Annotated in this window: 14 protein-coding genes; 1 reads left to right on the top strand and 13 read right to left on the bottom strand. The window is 34.2% G+C overall.

Annotated elements, in window-relative coordinates; genetic code table 11:
- The first annotated feature begins 251 nt into the window (after positions 1-251).
- Entirely contained in the window at positions 252-986 is a 735-nt protein-coding gene (locus HWV59_RS21920) for a hypothetical protein (protein WP_102230869.1), read from the top strand.
- A gap of 53 nt (positions 987-1,039) precedes the next feature.
- Here HWV59_RS21920 and HWV59_RS21915 read toward each other — a convergent pair whose 3' ends face one another.
- The 13 genes from HWV59_RS21915 to HWV59_RS21855 form a co-directional block, all read right to left on the bottom strand.
- On the bottom strand, positions 1,040-4,033 hold the full coding sequence (locus HWV59_RS21915) for an SH3 domain-containing protein (protein ID WP_102230868.1): 2,994 nt from the start codon (positions 4,031-4,033) through the stop codon (positions 1,040-1,042).
- Positions 4,034-4,311: 278 nt separating this feature from the next.
- Positions 4,312-7,248, bottom strand: coding sequence for a M14 family metallopeptidase (locus HWV59_RS21910; protein ID WP_102230867.1), 2,937 nt, complete (start codon positions 7,246-7,248; stop codon positions 4,312-4,314).
- A gap of 205 nt (positions 7,249-7,453) precedes the next feature.
- Positions 7,454-11,923: an alginate lyase family protein gene (locus tag HWV59_RS21905; protein ID WP_175640263.1), complete on the bottom strand. Its 4,470-nt coding sequence runs from the start codon at positions 11,921-11,923 to the stop codon at positions 7,454-7,456.
- A gap of 169 nt (positions 11,924-12,092) precedes the next feature.
- Positions 12,093-14,321, bottom strand: coding sequence for a glycosyltransferase (locus HWV59_RS21900; RefSeq protein ID WP_175640262.1), 2,229 nt, complete (start codon positions 14,319-14,321; stop codon positions 12,093-12,095).
- A gap of 16 nt (positions 14,322-14,337) precedes the next feature.
- Positions 14,338-17,187 (bottom strand): glycosyltransferase family protein, encoded by a 2,850-nt coding sequence (locus HWV59_RS21895; protein WP_175640261.1) that lies wholly within the window; start codon positions 17,185-17,187, stop codon positions 14,338-14,340.
- The gene (locus tag HWV59_RS21890) at positions 17,177-18,457 is read right to left on the bottom strand and encodes a nucleotide sugar dehydrogenase (protein ID WP_175640260.1); all 1,281 of its coding nucleotides are present in this window, start codon (positions 18,455-18,457) and stop codon (positions 17,177-17,179) included. The genes HWV59_RS21895 and HWV59_RS21890 overlap by 11 nt, the downstream gene beginning before the upstream one ends.
- Before the next feature lie 17 nt (positions 18,458-18,474).
- On the bottom strand, positions 18,475-19,749 hold the full coding sequence (locus HWV59_RS21885; protein ID WP_175640259.1) for a glycosyltransferase family 4 protein: 1,275 nt from the start codon (positions 19,747-19,749) through the stop codon (positions 18,475-18,477).
- On the bottom strand, positions 19,749-21,005 hold the full coding sequence (locus HWV59_RS21880) for a glycosyltransferase (RefSeq protein ID WP_102230861.1): 1,257 nt from the start codon (positions 21,003-21,005) through the stop codon (positions 19,749-19,751). The genes HWV59_RS21885 and HWV59_RS21880 overlap by 1 nt, the downstream gene beginning before the upstream one ends.
- A 1-nt stretch (position 21,006) precedes the next feature.
- A complete protein-coding gene (locus tag HWV59_RS21875) occupies positions 21,007-21,729 on the bottom strand; it encodes an ABC transporter ATP-binding protein (RefSeq protein ID WP_102230860.1) in 723 nt (240 codons plus the stop codon).
- Positions 21,729-22,508 carry an ABC transporter permease gene (locus HWV59_RS21870; RefSeq protein ID WP_102230859.1) on the bottom strand — a complete coding sequence of 260 codons (780 nt, stop codon included), beginning with the start codon at positions 22,506-22,508 and terminating at the stop codon, positions 21,729-21,731. Before HWV59_RS21870 ends, HWV59_RS21875 begins: the two co-directional genes overlap by 1 nt.
- Positions 22,509-22,778: 270 nt before the next feature.
- Positions 22,779-23,678 carry a UTP--glucose-1-phosphate uridylyltransferase GalU gene (gene galU / locus HWV59_RS21865; RefSeq protein ID WP_102230858.1) on the bottom strand — a complete coding sequence of 300 codons (900 nt, stop codon included), beginning with the start codon at positions 23,676-23,678 and terminating at the stop codon, positions 22,779-22,781.
- 171 nt (positions 23,679-23,849) lie between these two features.
- Positions 23,850-25,181 carry a UDP-glucose dehydrogenase family protein gene (locus tag HWV59_RS21860; RefSeq protein WP_102230857.1) on the bottom strand — a complete coding sequence of 444 codons (1,332 nt, stop codon included), beginning with the start codon at positions 25,179-25,181 and terminating at the stop codon, positions 23,850-23,852.
- 356 nt (positions 25,182-25,537) lie between these two features.
- Entirely contained in the window at positions 25,538-26,308 is a 771-nt protein-coding gene (locus HWV59_RS21855) for a hypothetical protein (RefSeq protein WP_102230856.1), read from the bottom strand.
- Between the last annotated feature and the right edge of the window lie 77 nt (positions 26,309-26,385).

The following is a 26,385-nucleotide window of genomic DNA, read 5'->3' as shown; positions in this document are numbered from 1 at the left end:
CACCTGATTTAAAATGATCTTTCCTTTAAAGGAGTAACCATTTAAAATCAGGTGCCATTTTTTTTAAAAAAACTCTAGTTTTTATTAATTTCAGTAATTAACTCATAAATTAGTTAGTAAAATTACATATATCCTGTTTAATCAGTAAAAACAGAATCTCGAAGGAAGTTCTTCCTTTAATAACCAGTTGATAGGAATCCAATCACGTCACTCTCAAGTTTTAATTACAAGAATAGGAGGATATTACAAAGATGAAAAACGAACCTAAAAAAATGGTTAATAAATTAGTATTTATTTCTTCTTTATGCCTAGCCGGGATTATCTCCTTTGTAATTTTTTCACCAATGATAACTCCTAATAATGAAGTTGACAGTCAAACCGTCAAACCATCTTCAGCCAAGCAGCCCTCAACAATTAAAGCTGACATTAATTTAGATAGTAATCAGATAGAAGATGAGAGAGAATCAAATAAAATTATTGAAACTAAACCTGGTGACGAAAAAGAAGTTGATAGTTCTTTTGACTTTGAAGTAGAAGATGAGAAACATGAACCCAATGTTACACAAGTAGTTGAAAATTCACCTGGTTCTGATGAAGATCGTGAAGAGCACCAATCATTGTTTTCCCTTTATGATATGAACATATTCCCTGAAAAATCTATAAATGATACATTTTTAAAAATGGTCGGTTCTCATTATTCCAATTATGTATCTACGATGAAAATATTTGAGAAGGAGCATTACAACGATGAAGAAGCAGGGGATGCAATCGTGACAATAAGAGGGAAGAGTAATTCTGGAGGCGATAAATGGGAATCCATTATCATCTATGACTTAAGAGGACTACAATATGCAGCATATATAAAAGGTAATTCTATTTTTTATCATTCTAATGACCCGGAGTATCAAAACAAACTTCCTGCATTTATAGAAGTATGGAAAGAAAACTTTGACACTATACCAGTAGAGTTTTTATCGAGTAAATAATACATTAAATATAATAAAAAAATGTTAGCATAATGCTAACATTTTTTTATTAATTATTTATACACAGGTATATCAAAATAAACTGTGTAATTTTGAAGCATACCATATAGCTTATTCATATTATTTACTTGCTTAGCTGCCCAGCCAATATCGGTTGCATATTGATGTGTACCAGGTGTTCCAGGGTTCCATCTCATCTTATATAAAGTATCTTGTTGATGGGATCCATTGTGAATATAACTGTCAGCAACAAATTTTGCACCACCGATAATTGCTTTTTCAGGAGTTGTCCAGTCTTGCTCGTAGGCAAATTCAGAACCACATTTTGTAGCACATTTATCATACGCACCGATACCGTACATATTGTAAACTTTCTTAGGTGTTACTGCCTGACCATTAACTTCAGTAACTGTAATACCAGTTCCTAAGCTTTCTTGTCCAGGATTATTAGCTCCACCATTACCTGTTTCCAATAATGCATGTGAAATTAAGTAAATTTCATTAATTTGATACTTTGCACTCGCCTCTGAGAAGGTTTTACCCTTCCCTTCAAGAATACCTTTTCCATTTAAAATCATATTTAACTCACTTTCATGAATACCAGTACTTTTAGATAGAAGTAAAAATTGATAGACTGCTGAAGTGTTTAAATTAAAACTACCAGGATCAACGTAATGTTTAACGTCATCACTTTTAGCATTGTACCATCCATACTTCAGCTCAATTTCGTACCAGCCATCTTTGTATCCAAGCAAGTTAACTTTTTCACCGTTTTTAAGCTTACCATATATATGTGCCCCTACATTTGCAGATTCCCTCACATTCAAGGAAGATGCAATTATAGTTCCACTTTGTGGAAAAGGCCCTTCCGCATTAGCTGAAACATAAGCTGCAGAAATATAAGCTTTTTCCCCAGAATACGTATCGGTCTGAGGGTCAGCATTCATTTGAATATCAACAATTTCTTGTAGAGAATAATCATAAATCGTTGATGATTCATATGATACTTTTCCAGACAACACATCATTTTTGCTTACATAGCCAATTCGACCAGATACGTCAATGCGCCACCATTTACCATAGTCACTTACGATCGGATATCTAATTCCTTTATCAAGCTGAGCAAATTGTTTCAGTTCTTTTCCTGAATTGTCATAAACTTTAACCGTTTGTTCAGTGACAAAGCTCTTAGATGAATTTTTATAGCTTCCGTTATTAAAGATTCCACCAGATGCGCTGCTAGCAGGCTGAGTAGTGTTTACTTTCACATATGCCACACCATCACCAAAGTTTATTTCATGCCATCTTCCGTAGCTACGTGATCTTTGGTAAATTTGACCTTTCATCAGCTCTCCAACCTTCACTAACTTACCTGAACTATTATCATAAACAGGAGTTGTTGGTTGATCTACTTTAAATAAGGTTGCATTCTTACTGAATACAGCATCCACTCTAGTTTTATGAACATAACCTACTCGACCAGCAACATCTACACGCCACCAGTTTCCATAATCATATAGAATACGGAAGGTTTGCCCACTTTCGATAGTGGCAAGTTGAACTAATTTACTTGATGAGTTGTCATATACAGGTACATCTTGGAAAGTTTTCACCTGGAGGCCATTTGGCACTCCTCCATTATTCAAGATGCCAAAACTAACATTTTCTACTGCTCGTGTAGAGCCTTTCCAAACAAAACCTTCAATGTCATTAAACTGGACTTTATGCCAATTTCCATAATCACCTTTTTTTTCAATCACTTGTCCTTTTTTTAATGATCCAACAGCCTTTAAGCTACCGCTCCGATTATCATAAATAGGCAAGTTATTTTCCAGAACTTCATAAAATTTATTTTTCGTTGCAGTATCATTAGACAAGTTGTCTTTATGGATATAGCCTACACGCCCAGAAACATCGATGCGGTACCAATTTCCATAATCACTTATGATTGGATATCTTTGTCCCTTCTTAATTGTCGCAAACTGCACAAGCTTACCCGAGCTATTATCATAAACAGGCAAATCAGTTCCAACTGTCACAAATTTACCAGAATTTTCATAAGAAGTATTCAAATTCTTTAAATTATTCCCGGAAGGGTCTGTCCCCGTTTTACTTACATAGCCATAGTAATTCCCAAACTTAATACGATGCCAGTTACCATAATCACTTACTCTTGGATATACTTGACCAGCTTCTAAATAGCCTATTAGTTCAAGATCACCGGAACGGTTATCATATATTGCTACATCACTATCTGAAACTTTAAAATACTTATCTTTAGTTGAGAAGCTTTTATTCGAAACTTTTGCATTCATTACTGAAGCTGTTTCTTCTTTGTTTTCAACGGCTTCATCTGTTGCAGTTTCTTCTTTTTTCGATTCCTCTGTCTCAACAGGTATTACTTCGTCATTAATTTTTTCAGTTGTAGCTTCTACATTTTCCTCAGTCGTTTCTTCTGTGACAACTACATCTTCCTGGGCAGCATCTGTTCCTTCTTCAGCAGCAGTCTGTTCACCAGTAGGAGTCCCCTCAACATTTTCGGAGTTTTTAATGTCTTGTTCGACTGATTCATTTTCATCTACACTTGCTTTTTCAAAACTTTTTTTCGAGATAAATGCGAGACGATTACCCAATTGAATGGAATAAAAATCTTCTTTCTCATGAATAATATTAATAGCTGTTCCCTTAGATATTGAAGCGACAACTGTTTGCAGTTCTTCCGTATCAAAAACTGGAATATCACTATCTGATGTTACAGTTTTTAATACTGATGTTGGTCCAAACTCTACATACTCAGGTGCATTTTCTTCTTGATAGGAATCTGTATCTTCTGTATCCAAATATATTTCTTCATTTTGAAAAATGAATGGAATTTGCTCCCCTACATCACTTTCAAGATTTGAATAGAATAGAAATCCTTTTTCAAGAAGTGCTATTTTTTGTCCTGATTCATTCACTACCTCAACATCTTTATTTGTTTGATAGGTACTAGGTAAATCAGAGGACTCTGCAAAACTAGTTTTCGATGGTAAGATCGGGACTAGCATAAGAACTGCGACTAAAGTAACAAGTATTCTTTTTTTCGATCTAATACTAATTTGTACCTCCTCCTTTTCTATTAAACACCTTAAATATTATACTATGTTTTCTTTTTTTACAAAAGACTACAATTTTACCTAATGTCGACTAAATTATTACAATTATTTCAGTAACTCGTAATTAATTTGATATTAAGCCGACAATATGAGACAAAAAAACATTTCCCAACCAACATAATCTGATAATTATGTTGGTTCTAAGGAAATGTCCCATAAGTCATATCTCTTTATCTTTTATTTCGATTTTCGTATGCTTCTTTTGCAAGAATTAATCCTAAAGAATTATTTTCTCTCCAAATTTTATTGAAGTTTCGTAACGGAACTGGCCTTGGTCCTACATACGGTGAAAGTTCTGGGGTAAAACCAGGGTTTTTCTTATAAGTAAGAAACCAGTCATTAAAGCCTCCACCACTTGGATTTTTCTTAATTGGTACTAAAGAATAGCCAGTTTTATCACTTACCTTATTAGCAAGTTTCTGGTCCCTCTTTAAGCGTTCTCCTGTTTGATTAAATTGCCAGTAAATGATTTGACCTGATGAATGGTATGAAACAGCTGTCTTAAAATCATGCTGATTTGCAAAATCAACCATTGCTCTTGATTCAGGTTCACTTAATGGCTTAGGTCCTTTGTAATTATCTGGTGATGGTTTTCCAGTATTCCCAACAATATAATTCCAATTTGCCGGGTATTGCCTGTTTAGATCTACTCCACGGATATTTGCTTTCCAAGCTGAGAAATCCTTACTACCGCCATTAATCTTAAGAACATTACTTGGATTTTTTGCGGAAGTATGTCCTTTTTGAACAAGTGTAACACCATCTGGATTTACCATTGGCACAAACCAAATAGTTGTATTGTTCAGAACTTCCTTCACATTATATCCATCCATTTTGCCATTTGTAGCATACAAATAGGCATATTGATCTATTTTTTCCATAACAAGATTTGTTGTTATCCATTCTCTTGCATGGTGGGAGCCGTGAATAAGGATTTCAGTTTTCCCTTTTCCAAGCTTTAAAGCATATAATTCTCTTCCGTCAACAGATTTACCAATGCTTGATAATTTAGCAAGCCCTGGATAAGATTTCTCAATTTCTTTTAAATCCTTAACCATTGTTTCATACGTATATGTTTGCATTGGATCAACAATATTCTTCGGTTTTAAGACATTTTCTACCTTTAAATCTACTTGATCTTTTTGAATATATCCATAGCGTCCGGCATAATTTACTTTTAGCCATTTCCCATATGGACTTTCAACTTTATATTTAACTCCTTTTTTCAGTACCCCAAACGGAACTAATGTTTTTGAAGTGTTGTCATACACAATGACATCATTCTTTGGAGTTGCATATCCATAAACACTATCCGATGTTGCTTTATTTTTTATTTTTGATGCGGAGGATGGTTTTGTTGAGCTTTTATAAACATATCCAAAATGATCGGAAAATTGAATTTTATGCCAGTTTCCATAATCAGCTATCCGCTTATAGTGTTGTCCTTGAATTAAATTACCCACTTGGACTAAATTACCATTACGGTTGTCATAAACTGCTACATCCTCTTTTGCTTCAAAATATTGAGTTTTTGAAGTAAACACTTCTTCAACATTACTATGGTATACATAACCTACCACACCTGAGAGTTCAATACGATACCAGTTTCCATATCTCGAAAGGATATCATATGTTACACCCTTATCAAGCTGGCCAATTTCTCTTAACGTACCTCCACTGTTATCATATACAGTTGAGGCTTGGATAACCTTGATTTGTCCACCATTTGAGTTGTAAGAGGTGTTGGTATTTTCAGGCTTATTTAGTACGTACTTTGTAGACTTCTTCCAGACATAGCCTACTTGATTTCCGATTTGCACTTCATGCCAATTTCCATAGTCACGCTTTCTTGTAAAGATTGTACCGCCTTCAAGCGTAGCTACTCTTACTAATTTACTACCTGATTTACGATACAACGCAAGGTCATCTTCAGTTGTTTGGAAATATTCAGATGATGTAATAATTAACTCTACATTATCTTTATGAATATAGGCTACTCTTCCAGCAACATCAATTTTAAACCAGTTACCATAATCACTTAATACAGGATACTTGATTTCTTTTTCTATATTTGTAATTGGTATCAATTTTCCTGATTGGTTGTCATAAACTGTTGCTGTTTTTATTACTTTAAACGTCTCTTTTTCTGCCTTAGAAGTATTAAAAATCAGCGTTCCTTTTTTGGCTGGAGCTGTGGTCTCTTTCCAAACATAAGCAAACTGGTCTCCATACTTAATCTCATGCCAATTTCCATAATCTCTAATTCTTTGGAAAGTCTGACCTTTTAAGAGTTCACCTGCTTTAACTAAATCTTTTCCTGACTTTACATATACTGTTGTATCAGAGGTTATCTCAAAATACTTTGTTTCTGGATTGAAACTACTAACCTTTATCTTCTCTGTTGTCTGGTTAGAAGTCATTGAGGGTGCTTCTTTCGGTTCTTCCCCTTTAGCTTCTTCATCTTCTGCATTAGATTCTTCCTCTGCAGCTTGTTCTTCCTCTGCTACAGGTTCTTCCTCTGCTACAGGTTCTTCTGTGCTATCCGTTTTTTCTTCTTTCACTTGGCTGGGATTATTATCTTCAGGTAAAACTTCAAGATCGGAAACAAATATGTATCCAATTCTGTTACCGATTAAAACTGATACATACTCATCATTTTCTTCTACTATATTTATAGAAGTTCCTTTATTTATTTCAGCAACGATCTCAGATTCCCGGTTTCCTTCTGAGTATGCAATAGCTGTATTTTCTAGTGTTCGGACGTTTTCTTTTACTTGCTCATCCACTGAAAGTGTTGGAATGTCCTCGCCGAGGACACCTACATTATCTATTTCTTGAACCGTTTCAGTAGGTACTTCAAATGCAGTATCATTCCAATTAATAAGAGTTTTATCTTCTATTATATAACCATAAAAGATGGCATCCTCTTTTATCGTAAATAATTCATTTTCACCGTCATCAACAATTACTGTATCCTTCAATGCAGTTAATGTTATCCATTCTTCTTGTGGTTTCTCCTCATTCATTTCAGCAAATGCAGAAAATGGAAAACAACTTAGTAACAGGATAACAGTTATAAAGCTATGAAAAATTTTGTTTCTTAACACCTTGATTTCCTTCGCCCCCCAGTTTTTTTTACATTATATAGTCCTATTGAAGTAAATTAAATAAGATTACAAGTTTAGTAAGGATTATATAATATTTTCTTTCGGAACTATTATACTATTTTATCCATTATTGTAAATATATTATTTTAGTATAAAAGTATCAAAAAAACCTGAGCCCTCCATAAAAGCCCAGGTTTTATCGCTATTATTTCACTATTGTAAACTTAGTTGTAATTTTTGCATTTACCGAATTTGTACCTACAGTTATTACATATGATGGATTATAACTATTGACATCTTTAAAGTGCCAGCCTAAAAGAGGATCCTCTTGTCCGTATACAGCTGAAATTAAGAGAGATTGATGAGAAAATAATTCAATTTCCATAATCAGTTTATTATTTCTATACAATTTCACTATATGATCTTGAATAATAGGCTTAACATCCTCTGCCAAATGCCATAAAAGCTTATAATTGTGGCTTCGACCTGAAGTAATGGTATCTGAAACAATGATCTCATTAAGATCCTTTTCATATGTGAGATTTCTTGTATGGGATACTCCATCATATCTATCATTTTTCCCTGTTACACTTGGAGCGTTTTCCGATAATTTATAATCAATAATCCCCGTTTTGCTATATTTACCATCAACTCGTGGTAATCCATTGTCATCTACAATAAGGGTATTATGAGCAAATGATGAATAAGCATATTCTGTATATGGTGAACTATAGTCATAACCATTTGGCCCAGCCTCTGTTACAACATCTCCATCATGGTAAATATATACACTTAAATCATCACTATGCTTATGATAATCAGTATGATAAGCTGCAGTAAAATGAACATAAGTGTTGGCTTTGGATGACCATCCATCTCTAAAGATGGCATACCCACCCTCAGGGTATACAACATTGTTCTTAACAGGTGCTATTCCGTTTGCTCCACCTGATGCAGCATATTGATATTGCTCATTATCTGTCCATAAGGATGTGTTTGGATGGTCCTTTTCAAAGGTATCACCAACCTTTGGCAATGTACCATCCGGCTTAATGACGTAAGTAGCGTAGTCACTCATTAGTGAATACAAGCCTCTTAAATAGTTTTCAAAGCTTATGTCCCCATGTTTTTCAAAATAGTTAGCGTAAGCGTTAATTGAAGAAGCAATTAGTTGGTTATAACTAGGGGAATGCTCTTTATGAACACCATCTTTTGAAATAATATAATCGAAATACTCTTTTAATCTTTCTTTCGCAGTACTACTATAAAAAGTACTTAGCTTATATTCATTGAAGTAATCACTGAATATAAGTAAGGCTTCATCCTGAAACATACCATGATTAGTTTTCTCAGTATGAAAATCATCATTAACAAGCAGTTCTGCGTGCTCTACTATTAAATTATATAAAAAACTCAATTGTTCATCTGTTAAAACATGTCTGGTTTCATCAAAATAATAGACTAATAGCTCTAACCTCAATCCGGTTGTTTCATCATGCCAAGCCATTAGGTGAGCAGGCTTGTCCACAGGATTTTTTTTATACCACTGATTAATGATAGAATAGCTCCTACTAATATATTCTATGTTACCAGAAAGCTTATAAGCTTCAACATAGTCAGATAAGAAATTAAGAGAATGAAGTGAACGATAATATGATCTAGTTGTTGTTGGATTTCCAACCCAATCGATTTCCTCTTTAAATGTATATGTTCCATAAGGATGAATGCGATATTGATTGTTTTCAACTAGCTTCATTAGTTCATTCTCTGGCATGTTAGGGTTCGTATTGATAAAACTACTCACTCTTTGCATGTTACTATTCTTATTCGCATTTCGGTAGAAGGATAAATCTAATTCTTCATTAGTCCTTTGACTAACATTTACATCATTGTTTTTCCGGATAAATCCAATTCGTCCGCCAATTGCCAAGCGATACCAGTTTCCATAATCACTTAAAATGGGATAATTAACCTTTCCTTTAACCACAGCAAATGGTTCTAATTCCTTACCGGAATTATCATAAACGGTGATATCTTTAGAACTAATAAATTCAAGGCTTGGTTTTTCTCTTCCATCGTACAATGGTAAATTTATGTTGTCTGTATAAGGATATGAGACATTTTTCTTTACGTTTGCTTGCCCTTCACCAAATTGAATAAGGTAGGAATCCTCTAACTCCTCGATCAGTGGAAAAACCTGCCCTTTAACCAAAGCACCCTTTACAACAGATACATCTCCATAAGGTTGATAAGCATAGGCATTATCCTTTGTAATCCTTATATACGAAAATTTCTCCACACTTGATTTTGAAACATACCCAATTTTTTCGGAAATATTTACTTGATACCAGCTTTTTGTTTCCTTTATAACATGGACAACCTGATTACTTGCTATTTCTGCTATTTGAGTAGATGAGTTTGTCTCCTTTTCTCTCACAACTAAAGATTTGTTAGTCGTAACCTGTTTGGTATAGGAAACATTATCACTAACACCATTTTTAAATTCATTTACAGAAGCTGGCTCTGTTGATGTTTTATAAACAAAAGCCATCGTTCTTCCAAGGTTAATTTTATGCCAGTTTCCATAATCCTGCTCTCTTTTGAATACTTGCCCCTTTGAAAGAGTACCAATTTTATTCAGATTACCTTCTTTGTTTTCATAGACAGTTAAACCTTCTTCCAAAACTTTGTAATATTTGTCAGTTGATTCAAATTCTATTTCGGAATTATTTTTATAAATATACCCTTTAACTCCTAAATAGTTTATTTCTAACCAGTTTCCATATGGCCTATTAATTTTATAGGTTATACCTTTTTCAATAGTCCCCACTTGAATTAGGCCATCTTTGCCTTGTTTATAGACAGCTGTCTCAATCTTCATTTTAGCTGTTTTTTCACTCGTGGATGTTGGAACATTAGGTAAATTGCCATATGAAGCAACAGTTCCTTTCTTATATACAAAAGCATCTTGTTCGGAGAATTTGATTTGATGCCAGTTTCCGTAATCCTTCACCCTATTAAAGATTTCTCCTTTTTTTAGTGATCCAGCTTTAACTAACTTTCCATTGCTTTTAATATATATAGCAAGATTATCTTCAGTTACTTTAAAGTAATTTTGTGAATTGCCTGTACTTGATATGACATTCTCTTTATGCACATAACCCGTTCTTCCTAGTACACTAATTTTATACCAATTTCCATAATCACTAATAATCGGATATGACACGTTTTTATCAAGTGTAAAAAAGGGAACTAATTGTCCAGTTTTATTGTCGTATACAGTCACATCAGTCAAAGTAGTAAACTTTTTAGATGTTGGAGTAGTTTTTTCGAATGATGCGTTGTGATCATAAGATGCATCTTTTATATGGTCTTTGTAGACAAAACCTAATCCATTTGCATAGTTAACCTTTATCCAATTCCCATAATCGCCTGCATTTTCATAGACTTGGCCATTGGTTAGTTCACCGACTTTTTCAAGTGAGCCTTTATTATTTACATAAAGAGGTATGCCATTTTTATTTACTGTGAAATAGTTACCTTGATTTGAGGTCGCATTTGATGTTTTTCTTACATAACCTGTTCTTCCAAGCACATTAATTTTATTCCACTTACCATAATCACTTACTACAGGAAAGGTTTGTTTATTGGAGAAGATAAGAAATGGAACCAACTCTCCCGTTTTGTTGTCATATACAGTTGTATTAGACGGTATGTCAATGGTTTTCTTTAAATTTTGGACATTAATAGTTTCTAATGATGCCTTTTTATCAGCTGATACAAAATTTAGAGTTGATTTGTAGACAAAACCGTCCTTTTTACCGAATTGAATGATAATCCAATTCCCATAGTCTGCTTTCTTCGTGTAGATTTGGTTTTGTACTAGCTTTCCTACTTCCTTTAAGTTACCATTTTCTTTAATATAGATTGATTGGTTCTCTATTGTACTAATGAAATAGTTCCCATTTGTTGATGAGATAGTAACAGCCTTCTTTTCACTTTCTTGATTTGATTTACCTTCTGTTGTCGACTCTTCACTTTCATTAGACCCCTGTTTTTCCTTTTCTTCTGAAACCTCTTCGATAATATCTTTTGATTCCTCTGCTATTATGGTTTCATTCTTCTCTGCCTCTTTATTACCTGGAGAAACAACAAGGTCTTTTGCGATTGCAGCTTTCATATTTCCAATTAAAATCCCATAAAATCCCTCACTTTCATCTATTACCATAAGAGATGAGTTTTCTGGGATTGTATATGAAAAACCTCTTTCAATATTTTCCTCTTCAGAATCAATATTCGTTAAAGTAATCTCTTGTTTTGTTAAAACTTGAGATAAGTCTTCCGTATATTCCAGGAAATCTTTATCCTCTTCTTTTATTATCGCCTCTGGTTCCAAAGTAACACTTGATTCGTCTATTTTAATAGAATCGTTATTGATTTTAATAAAAAGCTCTTCTTTAACCTTCTCAAAAAATGCTATTGAACCCTTTTTAGCAACTATTGGAGCATACTCTTGTTTATAGTAGAGCTCAGTATCATCATTGAATTGACCAATATATATTTCTTTTACTACATCATCAATTGGTTCTTGTGCCTTGACTATTGATGATAAAGGACTAATTAATAAAGTCAGAATGATCATCAATAGTGAAACTTTTGAAAAATATTTATTCATCAATCTCCCCCGCAATTTATATAAAAATGAACACAATAACCATTATAGTATAACTATTTATAGTTTAATAGAAGAAAAAGGAAAAACCTTTTGTTACCAAAAAAGCCTTAAATAGAAAACCGATTATGTAAGACTACATATCGTGGTTTACTATTTAAGGCGATAAAAGTTATTTTAGATTACTTCTGAGTTCAATAACCATTTCTTCCCACTGAGAACAAATAAGGTTTTTATCATATCGATTTTGAATAAATGTTCTTAGTGACTCTGAAACTTCTTCAACTTCATAATGAGGCTTATTATTTGTTTGATGAATAATGTTCACAGCTTCATCTACCTCATGGAAAATATATTCATTTGGGTAAAGCTCACTAGCTCCATGCCAATCACGAATAACAGGAAAACAACCACTTGCCATACCTTCTGCTACAGCAAGGTGGAAGCTTTCAAAGTCACTTGGTGATAGGACGAATCTAATCTTTCGATACCATTCAGATACTTCTCCCCAGCCTTCAAAAATGACAGAATCACGATATGGACGGCTGTTTATCTTTCTAAAGACTTGCTCATAATATTGACGCTCATCTTCCCGATTCCATAACCATGCATATTTATTAGGAAGATGTCCCTTCACATACAAGGTATAGCGATTATCCATCTTCCAAAGCTTTTCGAATATATCAACAGCTATATCGAGACGTTTACGAGCAGGGGATATCCCCATTAAACCAATATTAAACTGATTATCTTCCAGTTTCGGTTTATTAAGAGCCTTTGTATCGACAAGATTGTAAATAATTCTAATCTTTTCTTGAGGAAGAAAATCAAATACCTCTTCCATTTCTTTACGTAGCCCAGGAGCAATAAAAATTAATTGATCGACATTTGACCATGTAATTTTAGGCGGGTGGGCTGTATTCTTTTCCTGAAGATGCATACGAACAATTAATACCTGATGCTTTTTCTTATGCTTGGAGTACCAAACAGCATTACCAAGTCCCCATTCGGCAATAATGACATCCGCCCACTCAAGAAGCTTTTTACTTTGCTTTTCATCATGAGTGTTATGACCTTTCCATACATCTTCTTTTACTTGGAAATCCATAGATGTACCGAAATGATTTATCAGCATCTTAGCAAATTTCAAGTCATGACCCGCGAATAATACTTTTATCTTATTATACCGACGCTCAGTCATATTTTCCGTTTCTGGCGAGATTTCTATCATTTCCATAAGCATCGGTTTTAAATATTTAATAATATTAGCAAACATGTGTTTTTCACTAACTGAGAATACACGTTGTGCTGCTAAAAGATATTTTTCCTCATCTGAAAAAGCTACTCTAATTTTCTCGATAAACTCTTCCTCAGAGTTTGCAAAAAGCGGATAATCTGCACCAAAAAGCTCTTCATGAAGAGGGTTACGGTTAATAATAACCGGTTTTCCATATAGTCCATATTCTAAAACCTTTGTGGAAAGCTCCTTACTTTCATCAAGAACTTCATGACGCCAAGAAACACCTAAATCACTATTTTGAATATATTCTTGCACCTCTGCACGACTTAAGCCTTTTTTCCAAATAATGTTTTTGGTGCTTTCCAGAACTTGAGATACTCGATCAGAGTAATTTTCAGTAGGTGGATAATTGTGGAATTTATCACCTATAACCACAAATTTTATGTTTGGATCTTTTACTTTCCCAAAAGCTTCAAACATTTCTGGTGCTTTCCAAAATGGAGCAAACTTACCAGCATAAATAATTTGATTATGTTTATTTGTAAACTGCCTTGTTTCAGGTTCGTAGTTTGGAACCATTGGAGGAAGATATATGAACTTTCCTTCATCCTTCACATTGAGTAGATCTTTAAAATATTCAATTAGAACAGGTGTCTGCAATGCAAGTCGTGCACCATTTTCATAAATGGTTGTAATATTTCGATAATCCTCTTCTGTTACCTTTTCCTTTTTTTGAGGAAAGTCTGTTAGATAAAACCATGTTCTTTTCGAAAAGACATAATTATAGGCAATTTCCTTCGCAAGCTGATAGCCTCTAACTAAAAACATATGGTATCTGTTCATTTGGTCAAGCTCATCCATGATATTTGTAGCTTGTTCTGGTGTTAATCTTTTTGTTTTTAGAAAGCTATCATCTTCCAGATTTAACCCTAGTTCTTTAAATTCTTTAGACCATGGGTTTAATATCGTAACATTAGGATACTTCTGAAAGCTTTTAACAAGCAAGTCTCTGATAACAGGTCGTTTGAGTAAAATTGTCGGCTCAATTTCATGATCCTGTGCCATTGTTTCAAGTATTGATGTTACCCAAATGGCCGAGCCGTCAATGATATTCAGATCAATATCTGCATAAATAAAGGGTTTCAATATATTAGCTGTCATAAATACTCCCCCCTTTTCATTTAATTGCTCCTGTTAATAAATCTTCCTTTTCGTTATCCTTAATCGACGCCCCATTGTAAATGAAGTTATAACGGTTACTAGCAAACATTCTAAGTCCAAAGCTTGAATATTCTTTAAGAGTGAAGTTATTTTCAAACAGTTCTGATGGTTTGATCCCATAATGTGATAACACATCTTTTCGAAGGATAAAAGCATCATTAGCTAGGGTTGATGTGTACGTATATTCATTTTCCCCATTGATTAATTCAAGCTGGTTTTCCTTATTATTATAAAATGCTGATTTTCCCACAACATCTGAGTTTGCAAAAATAAATCCTTGCATTAAATCGCTTAAATAGTGTTCGCCATACAAATGATCCTTACCAAACACTGTTATATAAGATGCTTCCACTGTTATTTCCTCGAAAGCTTTGTCAATTTCCTCAAGATTATCCAAGGAAATGATTTCTATGTCTTGATTAGCCAAGAACGGTGTAGATTCTGCAAGAGAGACAATCGTTAGTTTTTTGTTTCCATATGATTGTTGTTGGAACTGTTTAATAAGTAGTTCCAGCTCATCATTGCTATATGAAACAGCAAGTACCTGAACCTTTCCTTCATACGGTTTTTCCAGTTCAAAACCAGCATTCTTTCCGATTTCATATAGACGGTGGGCATATGTGTGCTCATTAAAAATAACACGCATTCCTTTAAGCTCATTTTCTTCTCTCCAGCTTTCATCTGTCATGATCTTATTGATTAATTCATCAACAGATGTATCATCATGCGCCATTGGGACTAGGTCACTAAACATTTCCTTTATCCCTTTAGCATATGTACTTAATACGGTTGTCCCACAACCCATTAATTCAAACACACGTCTGGAGAACATAGTCCCTGAGTTTTGGACGGAGTTTACATTTAAGAAAACTTTATATTGCTTATAGGCTCTAACCAATTCTGAATAAGGTAAGGATCCGTTAATATTATTGTGAAATCTCTCAGGAAATTGAAGATCTTCTTTACCTATTTGATTATAGTTTCGGTCGTAGATTTCTAATCCGTATTCTTTTGTTGCATCTAATAATTCTTCCTGATCTTTTCGTCGCTCTTCATGACGGTTTGCATAATAGGAACCTGCAAAGCACACGTTTTTTTCTTTATAATCCTTCACTTTGATAGGATTATGGATAGCTGGTTGAGCTGCAAACGGCAATGCAAACACTCTATCATGTCCTGCTTCTCTTTGGTAGTCAGGAATACAGTTTTCATCTGTTGTATAAATGTAGTCAAACTTTTTCGCTGTATCAATGAACTTTTCGAAGTGTATCGGATCTTCCTTGTTCCAAAATACAGTCGGAATATTATTTTGTTTACACCATTCTAAAAGATTATCCAGTTCTTCCCCTTGCGGAGTATTATATTTGGCAATTTTATATTGCCAAGAACCACTGTTACCTCTCCAAGCTGACTCAACAAAAAGAATCTGTGGAAGTTCTTTTGTTAAAATTTCTAACCAATTATCAGGTCGGAACGTAATAAGATGACAATCATTTTTAAATGATTGATAAGAGAAATCATCTAGAATTGATGCTACCCTAAGGTCCTTCACTTTAGATGGTGTATCATATCTCCCCATGATTAACAAATCATTTAGATCCTCATTGTTTGTCGTATATGATACTGTGCTACCTCCCCCTCTTGAAAATGGTGATCTAGGGACAGGTCCAAGTGAGTAAGGTAAGTCAACTAACTTATAACGCTTCTTTTGTCCTTTTAATTTACGTTTAAAGCTTCCTGCAGTTGTCCGGGCAATTTTATAAAGCTCTTTTGGAAACCTTAAAGGGTTTCTTAACGATGAATGAATCATTGATCCGATTCTATATTTTGTTGATTGTTCGACAATTGTCAAACGGTTACGTAAAAAACGCAAATTCTTTTCACGTTGTTGAATCGCCTTCATTAGGACGTTTTCATAATTAACAAATTCACGTCGTAATTGTTCCTCACGTGCTTTATATTGATGAAGTTCAGCTTTAATCTTCTTATCCTGCTCCAACTGGCCCATCATTTGTTGTTGCATGAATAGACCATTCCCACCAATAAAAGGATCCTTTAATTTTTCATTTGTTTTTGTAATCTCCTCTTTCAAAGACTCCAGCTCTTTTTTTATTAATGAGACGTCAGATGCTTGTTCACCCAACTCATCTAAAAAGGCTTTTTCTAACTGAAAGAACGCATCTTCAATAATTTCCGTCCAATTTCTAGGTATAGTTTGCAGCTGTTCTAAGATAACCTCTTCACGCCTATTACCAATTACACACAAGGATTTACCGACAATCGTTAATTCTTCAATTTCATAGTAAGGGTGTAATTCTTGTACCAAACTAGTTAGATAGTAGGTTGATTTCTGCTCCACTGAATTCTGAAGACCAAATGGTGTTGTGATAATAACTGTACCGTTATCTTTCAACAGCTCCCAGGATTTCTTAATTAATTTCTCCGGATGGGTTAGTTGATCAATGATATGTCCAACAATTAATGTGTCAAAGCTTTTATTTTCAAATTCATATGTAATTGCATTTCCATGCAGAAAATGAAGACGTTGTTTAACGTCTTCATTTTCTTTTCCTAATTCACGGTTAGCAAAATCCCATTCATTTTGATCAGATTCGATACCCGTTACCGCGAATCCCTCACGTGCTAACAGAATAGATGTATCGCCTTTCCCACTGCCAATATCTAATACCGAAGATCCTCGAACTGCTTTACAAACCCAATGAATTCGATCTCTTAGTAGTTTTTCGTTTTCTGCTGTCACAGCTTCTCCGTATTTTTCAATGCTATTACGGCTGTTAGTTTTCACAAGAAACACCTCTTAATAGATCTGAACCAATTTGTAAATAATCAATACCTTTTTCTGTTAGTTGCAGGTTTTCTAACAAGTTACGAGTATCAAGGATTTTTGGAGTTCTCATTTTGTTTTTCACTTCGTCAAAGTTAATATCCTTGAATACAGCATGATCAGTTAAAACAAGAATTAAATCACTATTTTCAACTGCTTCCTCAACGCTGTTTGCTTTATTTTCATAAGAATCTTTAACATATGGGTCATAGATTTTCAAATCAAACCCTTTTGCTTTTAATTCTTCAACAATTTCTAATGCCGGACTTTCACGCATATCATCAATATTTCCTTTAAATGCAAGCCCGAACACACTCACTGTTGCATGGTTAATTCCTTTTAGAACTTTATCAACCAGGCTTACGACTGTAACAGGTGTAGAAGTGTTAATTTCACGTGCAAGTGTAATTAAACGAGCCTCTTGTGGAGCCTGTTCAATAATGAAGTATGGATCTACTGCAATACAGTGTCCTCCAACCCCAGGACCTGGCTTATGAATATTAACACGAGGATGACAGTTAGCCAGATCAATTGCTTCCCATACATTAAAACCAATATTCTCAGCAATACGGGCTAATTCATTAGCATAAGCGATATTAATGTCACGATACGTGTTTTCCATTAACTTCACCATTTCTGCTGTTGTAGAATCAGTTACATGAATTGTTCCTTTTACAAATGCTTTATAAAGGTCTACAGTTAATTGACTTGATTTTTCGTTAATACCACCAACAATACGATCATTTGAAACAAGTTCTTCAAAAAGCTTACCAGGTAAAACGCGCTCTGGAGAGTGAGAAATATACAATTCTTCTCCAAATACTAAGCCTGTTTTTTCCAGTACCGGCATCATGATATTTTCAATTGTTTTTGGTGGAACTGTTGACTCAAGAATAACGAGGTTACCTTTTTCAACATAAGGTACAATCATCTCTGTTGCACTTCTAACATAATCAAGATTTGCCGATTTATCTGCATTAATTGGTGTTGGAACTGCAATAATATATGCGTCAGCAGCTTTAGGCTCTGTACCTACTGTTAATGTCCCATTATCAATTACTTCAGCAAGCATTTCAGGTAGGCCCGGCTCTTCAATATGTAGCTCTTTATTGTTTAACATTGCTACAACTTTTGCATTTACATCTACACCATGAACTTGAACACCGTGTTTTGCAAACATTACTGCTGTTGGTAACCCAATATATCCTAATCCCAATACTGTTAATCTCATTGTCCTATCTCCTTTTTTTACTGATATAATTCTAAAAGAATTTTTTCGTCATCTTCCCATTTATACTGAAAAGCACCTGATTTGGTGTTTAATTTATATGTTTGATACGTATCTTCTTCTCTTAGCAATTTATTAATGGCTTCTGCTATTTCCTGTATATTTTCAGGATTTACCAATATGCCAGTTTTAGTGTCGTTAACCACTCTTCGAATCTCAGGTAAATCACTAGCCACAACCGGAATACCTGCCATTAAATACTCATGCAGCTTGTTTGAACATGCAGAATAGTGATTAAAACAAGTATTAATTAACAATTGCAAGCCTATTGTTGCAGAAGATGTATAATAAAGTAATTGGTCATTAGAAACTGCTTCTAAGAAATAGACTCTGTCTGTAACCCCTTCATTATTCGCTAATTCTATAAGTTTTGGCTTTAATTGTCCATTACCTAAAAAAACAAAGGCTGCATCAGGTACATATTTGATTGTTTTAATAATATTTTCAAGTCCTCTATCCCTTTGCATACCACCTTGATATAAAACAACTGGTGTATGGTTAGGAATGTGAAGGGACTCTCTTATTAAATTAGTAGGTTCAATCTCTACATGTTTAGGTACATTTCTTATGATATAAGGTAAAGATATTTTATAGTGGTCGCGGAAAAATTCACCTCTGGTAAGGTTTGTCGTAATAACACGATCAGCCCTTCTAATAAGGATATTTTCTACTTTTTCCCAAAACCATTTATTCCCCCAACCCGCTCTATCTGTTGAAACTTCATGAGCATCATATACCAATTTTGCCCCTCGTAAGCGGGAAGCGATAAAGACAGGTATAAACGTATTTAAATCATGAGCATGGTAAATTCCAGCATTTTGTCTATATGCTTCTAAAAAGAACCTACTATTTATTATCAGCTTGGGAGCCAAAATAAAGAGCTTGAAGATTCTTTTTTTAAGCCTCTGCTTTTTTGATATAGACGTTAATGGTTGAACCGGCCGCTCATTAGTGGAACTGGACTTAATTGAATCAGAGGTCTTTTTAAATGTCCGATCCACCCTGATCACATTAATCCCTTTTACTTGTTCCTTGTGTTTTGTTCTGCCTGGTTGATGTACAGCAATAACTGTAACATCCTTATTACCTTTTGTAATAAGTGTTGTAGCTTCTTTTGTCACTCTCGCATCGGTTTCAAACGTATTCCACACTACCATACAAACCTTATTATTCACTTGTGTACGCTCTCTAATTAATGTTGGGTCCCGTAAAAAAACTCGTTTAAACCAACTCATTATGTTAAGTCCCCCAATTGTTGGTTGCTCAATAGACTATTGTACAGGGAAACCAACTTTACTTTTTCATTATCCCAAGTGAGGTCATCCTTATGGTTCATGCAATTCATAATATACTGCTTTCTATTTTCTTCAATTTGTAATACTCCCTCTGCAATAGCCTCTGGGGTTTCCTCAACACATATACCAGTTCCATACTTTTCAACAATATACGATTTTCCCGGATGGTTAGATGCCACTGTTGGAATCTCAGCCTGTAAGTATTCAAAGATTTTATTCGGTGTTGAAAAATAGTTATTCTTTGATGTATTTCTATACATAACTAATCCAATATCCGCTTGCTTTGTATACGAAAGGACATCGTTGGCAGGTACTTGTTCATGGAAAAATACCCTATCTTGAAGATTAAGGTTTTTCACAATATCTCTCAACTCTCCTACAAGTCTACCTTGTCCCATTAATACCAGCTTGAATCTTATCGGAAGTTCCTCAAGTGCCATAATACAATCTTCAATTCCACGATGGGGATTAAGACCCCCCTGATAAAGTAACACAACATCTGTGTCTAGTATAGAATATTTGGTTCTCCAATAATTCTTTGAAGGACTTTTTATCCTTTTATCAGGTGAGATAGGAATATTTTGAATAATGGTAGAAGGCTTATTTTCATAGTTAATCTGAAACTGTTGCAACATAAATGAATTTACAGTTATGAAATGGTCGATTTGAGAAAACAACCTTCTTTCAACAATATATCCAACAGAGCGATCAACTTTATTTCTGCCAGCCATTTCATTGAAAAGCTCATGTGAATCATATACCAAACGCTGATACCCTATTTTCCTTGACAGTAATGTTCCTTGCCAAAGTGTATTTAAATCATGGCAATGAATAGCATTAAAGCTAGAGACTTTAATACTTGCCTTTATCTTTTTATAAAATTCATAATAAGCAAGATAATCTTTTAGCAGCTTTATGAATGGATGCCGGACTACCTTTAGAAGAACACCTTTCAGCAAATTTGAATTACCTTTTCCAGTACCACTATCCTGAATGGCGAATTTCTGTTTTGCGCTTTTCACAGAAATTGGAATGCGAAGGTAATTAATATTTGAATGAATAGTTGGGGGCTCTTCATTATATTCCTTTACACATGCAATTGTTACTTTGTATCCTGCCTCTGCAAGAGCAAGTGCCTCACGTTGCACCCTTGCATCGTAATGAATATCTTTGTACAAGAGCATTAAGATTTTCATTTTAGTTACCCTTCATAAAGGCATCATATTGAGGCACGATTTCACTTGCTTCTCCTACAGCCTTTTGTTCCCCAAGGTGAATCCACACAACTCGGTCACAAATGCTTTTTACTAGAGAAGATGAGTGAGTTACTAAAATAACCGTTCTATTTTCATTTATTTTCTGCGTAATAGCTTCTCTACATTTCTTCTGAAAGGCAGCATCTCCTACCCCTAACACCTCATCAATTAATAGAATTTCAGGATCAAGAGATATTGCTGTTGAAAATGCCAGTCTAGAGCGCATACCAGATGAATATGTACGAACAGGTTTATAAATGAAATCCCCTAGTTCAGAAAACTCAATGATCTCATCTAAACTTTTGTCAACATCCTTCTTCTTGTGCCCTAATAGTAAGGCATTCAGATAAATATTTTCGATACCTGAAAGCTCGGGCTGAAAACCTGCTCCTAAAGAAAGCAAAACTGGTCGCTCATTATTATTAAGGTGGAAATCTCCTTTATCTGGAGAAATCAGACCACTCAAAAGCTTTAGAAGTGTACTTTTCCCTGAGCCGTTCCGCCCAATAATACCAAGTACTTCACCCTTTTTCACTTCAAAGTTGACTCCCTTTATTGCCCAAAAACGATCACGATGTCTATGAAATAATTTTTTAATCGGCTGTTTTGTCTCTTCTGGATATGAAATCCAGATGTCATTTAATTCTATAATAGATTCGCTCATTATATCACCTTGGCATATTCTTTTTCATTTTTCATGATGACTCTTAACCCTAAGAACAACAATACGAACGAAATGAGTAATAATAAGAGAAGATGTGACCAATCCGGACTTCTCCCATATAATAATACATCTCTATATGAAGTCAATAAAGTTGATAGTGGGTTTAAAAGCAAAATTGGAACATATTTTTCCGGAACCTGGTCAAGTGAAAACATCACAGGTGACAGATATAGTAATATACGAGCTATATATTGCATTGCATTCTTCACATCTCTAATGAACACACCGATGTGAGCTAAAAATGTCATGATAGAGAATAAAAATAGTGCATTCACTATCATAATTGGAATAAATTGTAACGCATTAAGATTAAGATCAATTCCGTATAGCCATAAAAATAAAAACAATACTACCGCACTTATTAAAAATTTAAAGGTATTAACAAGCAGTCTAACCGATATAAACACAACTTTCGGAACATATACTTGCTGTATGATTCGTGCATTTGATGCGATAGAATTAGTAGAATCAACAATACAGGCAGTTGCCCACTTTAAAGGAATTAAACCTGTAAACAGATAAACTGAGTAATCAGGTCCACCTCTTTGAAGAATAACTTGCACAAGCAAATAGAAAATCCCCATATATAAAATGGGATCAAGGATCCACCATAAGAAACCTAAATAAGTTCTTGCAGAATTATTTTTAAAATCTGTCATCGTTAAATGCAGAATTAGGTCCTTATGTGAATGGATATCTTTAAAAACCTGTTTAAACATTCGTTTTACTCCTTAAGATATTTCTAGAACGCGTTAATTCAATTCTGATTCCAATATCTAATATTAACGATTTTAAAATAACCTTTCAAGCTTTTCATACAAGTTTAGACATTTTGTAACAAAACTTTAATTCTCAATACCTCTTTAAAGATCAGTTTATCTTACTCGGTTTTATACTATTGTAACCATAAAAAATAAATGAATGTATAAATAGGAAAAGAAGACTCATTCAATTACTCCATATACAGAGTAACAAATAAGCCTTCTCTATTATACTTTTTTCACTTCTGCACTTTTTTCTATTACTTCCTGAAGATAGGCAAATACATTTTCCTTCAGGTCACTTCGCTGGAGGGCAAAATCAATCGTTGCTTTAATAAATCCAAATTTATCTCCAACATCATAACGATCACCTATTAACTCGGTTGCTAGTACCTGTTGATGTTTATTAAGCTCACAAATCGCGTCTGTTAGTTGAATTTCCCCACCTGAACCAGGCTTTTGATTTCGTAACAATTCAAATATACCAGGAGTTAATACATATCTACCCATAATAGCCAAGTTTGAAGGAGCGTTTTCTGCTTTTGGCTTTTCGACTAATGTTTCCACTTCAAGAATGTTCCGGTCTTCTCTATCCTTCTTAATTGCTACAATCCCGTACTTTGAAACGTCTTCTGTTGGGACCTGCTTGACTCCTACAACTGGTAATTGAGATCTCTCATAAATATCAATCAGCTGTTTTAATGCAGGAGTGTCTCCATTATCATTCATAATATCGTCACCCAATAATACGGCAAATGGTTCATCTCCGATAAATTGGCTAGCACATGATATTGCATGACCAAGTCCCTTTGGTTCTTTCTGACGAATATAATGAATATTAGCCAAATTGGAAATACTTTGTACCTCTTCAAGCATATCATACTTCTCTTTTTTCACTAATGTCTCTTCTAATTCATATGACTTATCAAAATGGTCTTCAATCGCCCTTTTGCCTCGTCCACTTATAATAATAATATCCTCTATACCGGATTTTACAGCTTCCTCCACTATATATTGGATAGTTGGCTTATCTACAATAGGAAGCATCTCTTTCGGTTGAGCTTTCGTTGCTGGTAAAAATCGTGTACCAAGTCCTGCAGCAGGAATGATGGCTTTTCTTACTTTCAAATCCCCACCTCCAAAAAGTTAAGATTCACTATTTATATTACATGAAATTCAACCCTTCAACAACTTTCCATATACCAGTCTTTCCCTTTTATTAATTTTTTCAATCAGGGGGCTACTTTATATAACAAAAGCCCCGATAATTCAACACGAAGCAATTTCTAGCCATTATAATCAATCAGATATATCTAATAACTTCAAATGATAGATCGACTTCCTACCAATTGAAATATAATTTAAAGGAAACTTCTCTGCAGCGTTTATAGAATAGCAGTTTCTCCCATCATATAGAATTGCCTCTTCCATTAAATCCACATAAACTGATAAAGGAATCATTTTTATTTGTTCCCACTCTGTAAGGAGAAATGCAATATTTGCAGCCTTTAAAGCATCTTGATATGTAAGGCAATATGTAATTTTATCACCAAATACCTTTGACAGATTCTCGAGAGCTATAGGGTCATAAACATGAACGTCCGCATCATTTTTTACTAATTCATCAATCATAATAAGTGAAGCAGATTCCCTTATGTCATCTGTATTAGGTTTAAATGAAGCTCCAAGTATTGCTACTTTCTTTCCAGTAAAGTTCCCGATATCACTTTTTGCCTTAGCAAATAATTTAGTCTGTTGCTGATTATTTACTCTAATCACAGACTCTAGTAACTCAAATTTATGCTTAACATTTCCTGCAATTTGAACTAGAGCTTTTGTATCTTTCGGAAAGCAAGAGCCGCCATACCCTATTCCAGCTTGTAAAAATTTATCGCCTATTCTCTTGTCTTTCCCTATACCGTTTGCGACATCTTCTATATTTGCTCCTACCTTTTCACAGATGCTAGCAATCTCATTAATAAAACTAATTTTAGTAGCTAAAAAAGCATTTGATGCATATTTAATCATCTCCGCACTTTTAATATCAGTGTGAAGGACAGGTATGTTAAAAGGACGATACATTTCTTCAACAATTCTAGCAACATTAGGATCAGATGCACCTATTACGATACGATCACCGTGAAACATATCCTTAATTGCTGACCCCTCTCTTAAAAACTCGGGGTTAGATACCACGTTTATTTTAAGACAATCAGGTTTTGTATTATTAATAATTTCATAAAGTCGATCATTCGTACCTACAGGTACTGTACTCTTCGTAATGATAATAATATCTTGATCAATATTCACTGCAATTTTTCGACAAACATTCTCTATATATGTTAAATTAGCAGATCCATCATTATTCTCAGGTGTACCTACTGCTACAATAATAATGTTCGTATTTAGATAGGCTTGCTTTGGATCTGTTGTGAATGTAAGTTTACCAATAGTTAAATTCTTTTGAAGGAGCTCTTCTAGGCCTGGCTCATATATAGGTGATTTTCCACTTTTCAAAGTATTTATTTTGGCATGATCAATATCAATACATATAACATCATGACCTACTTCAGCTAAACAAATTCCAGTAACCAACCCTACATACCCTGTACCCGCAACAGTAATTTTCATAAAAACCCCTCCCTACCTAGATTTATCATTGTTCTTTGCTTTATCTACATTTAAAGGTGTAACAAACTCTACCTAGTTTCATTGTATTAATAATAAAATTAGGTATAAGCAGTCCCATTTGAATCTTGTCCCTCATTTAACTAACATTTACAAAACTACCTATATTTTTATTTATGCAAACATCATAATATATATGATGTTTAGGTGTCCTTATGGTTTTGTTAAAGTTATGTAAATTTTCCTTTTATGAATATCTACAGATCACAAAAAATTGCTATTGCAGTTGAACAACCTCTCATTACCCTGAAGCTATGCCCTTTTTTCAATAAAAAAAAACACAGGATCCTCTCCTGTGTCTATTCCGCAACAAAATATCCAATTAAATAATCTGCCCAAACACCAAATCCCTTTTCGTTTACTTCACTATCTTTATTTAAGTAGTTTTTCATCTCAGCATTATCAAGCTCAGGCCAATTCTCCCAATGATTTAAATAAATGAATTTATTTTTCACAGCAAAATCTTCTAATTGACTCACTTCACTAGGATAATAAGTAGCATTATACAATGGCTGTGATGGCTGGATCATTAAAACAAGCCCCTCGTTGGCCTCTTGCCAAGACTCAAACATTTCTTCAAGATTTGTTAGTGTATTCGTAATTCCAACGTTTCCATTATCTTTTAACATCGGTGCTTCAAATAATAAGATATCCGGACTTAGCTTATTGATTTCTTCGTACATTTTTTCATTTACTAGCTCACGTGTGGAATTGTTACCTGTTGATATAGCCATGACCTCGAAAACATCCTCACCATAAGCAGCAGTTAGTTCTTTTTTAAATGAATCAATCCATGTACCTTCAACTTCTGATGTTCCATATATGACAAGCTTTACCGGCTCTTTAGAGTCTATAGCTTTTTTTATTTTAGCTTGTACATTTTCAGGTAGATTTGCCGTATATGCTAATACCTTTGATGGTGTTTGCGTTTCTTCTGCCTTTTCTACAGACTCCACTTTTACAGCAGTTTGCTCACCCTGTGCAGATATTTTTTGATTCCAATGAATATTGCCAAATATAATTGCAGCTCCGCACACAATAAGTGTAACTAAAACCCATACCTTTTTCACGATACATCCCCCAATTTTCGACATTTCCAAGTAAATTATACACACACAAACTATAAAAATCTATAAGTTATTTCCAA

It is taken from the genome of Metabacillus schmidteae (assembly GCF_903166545.1).
GTDB lineage: Bacteria > Bacillota > Bacilli > Bacillales > Bacillaceae > Metabacillus > Metabacillus schmidteae.
Note: the sequence above shows the minus strand (reverse complement) of the source record. Positions and strands in the feature narration are given on the sequence as shown.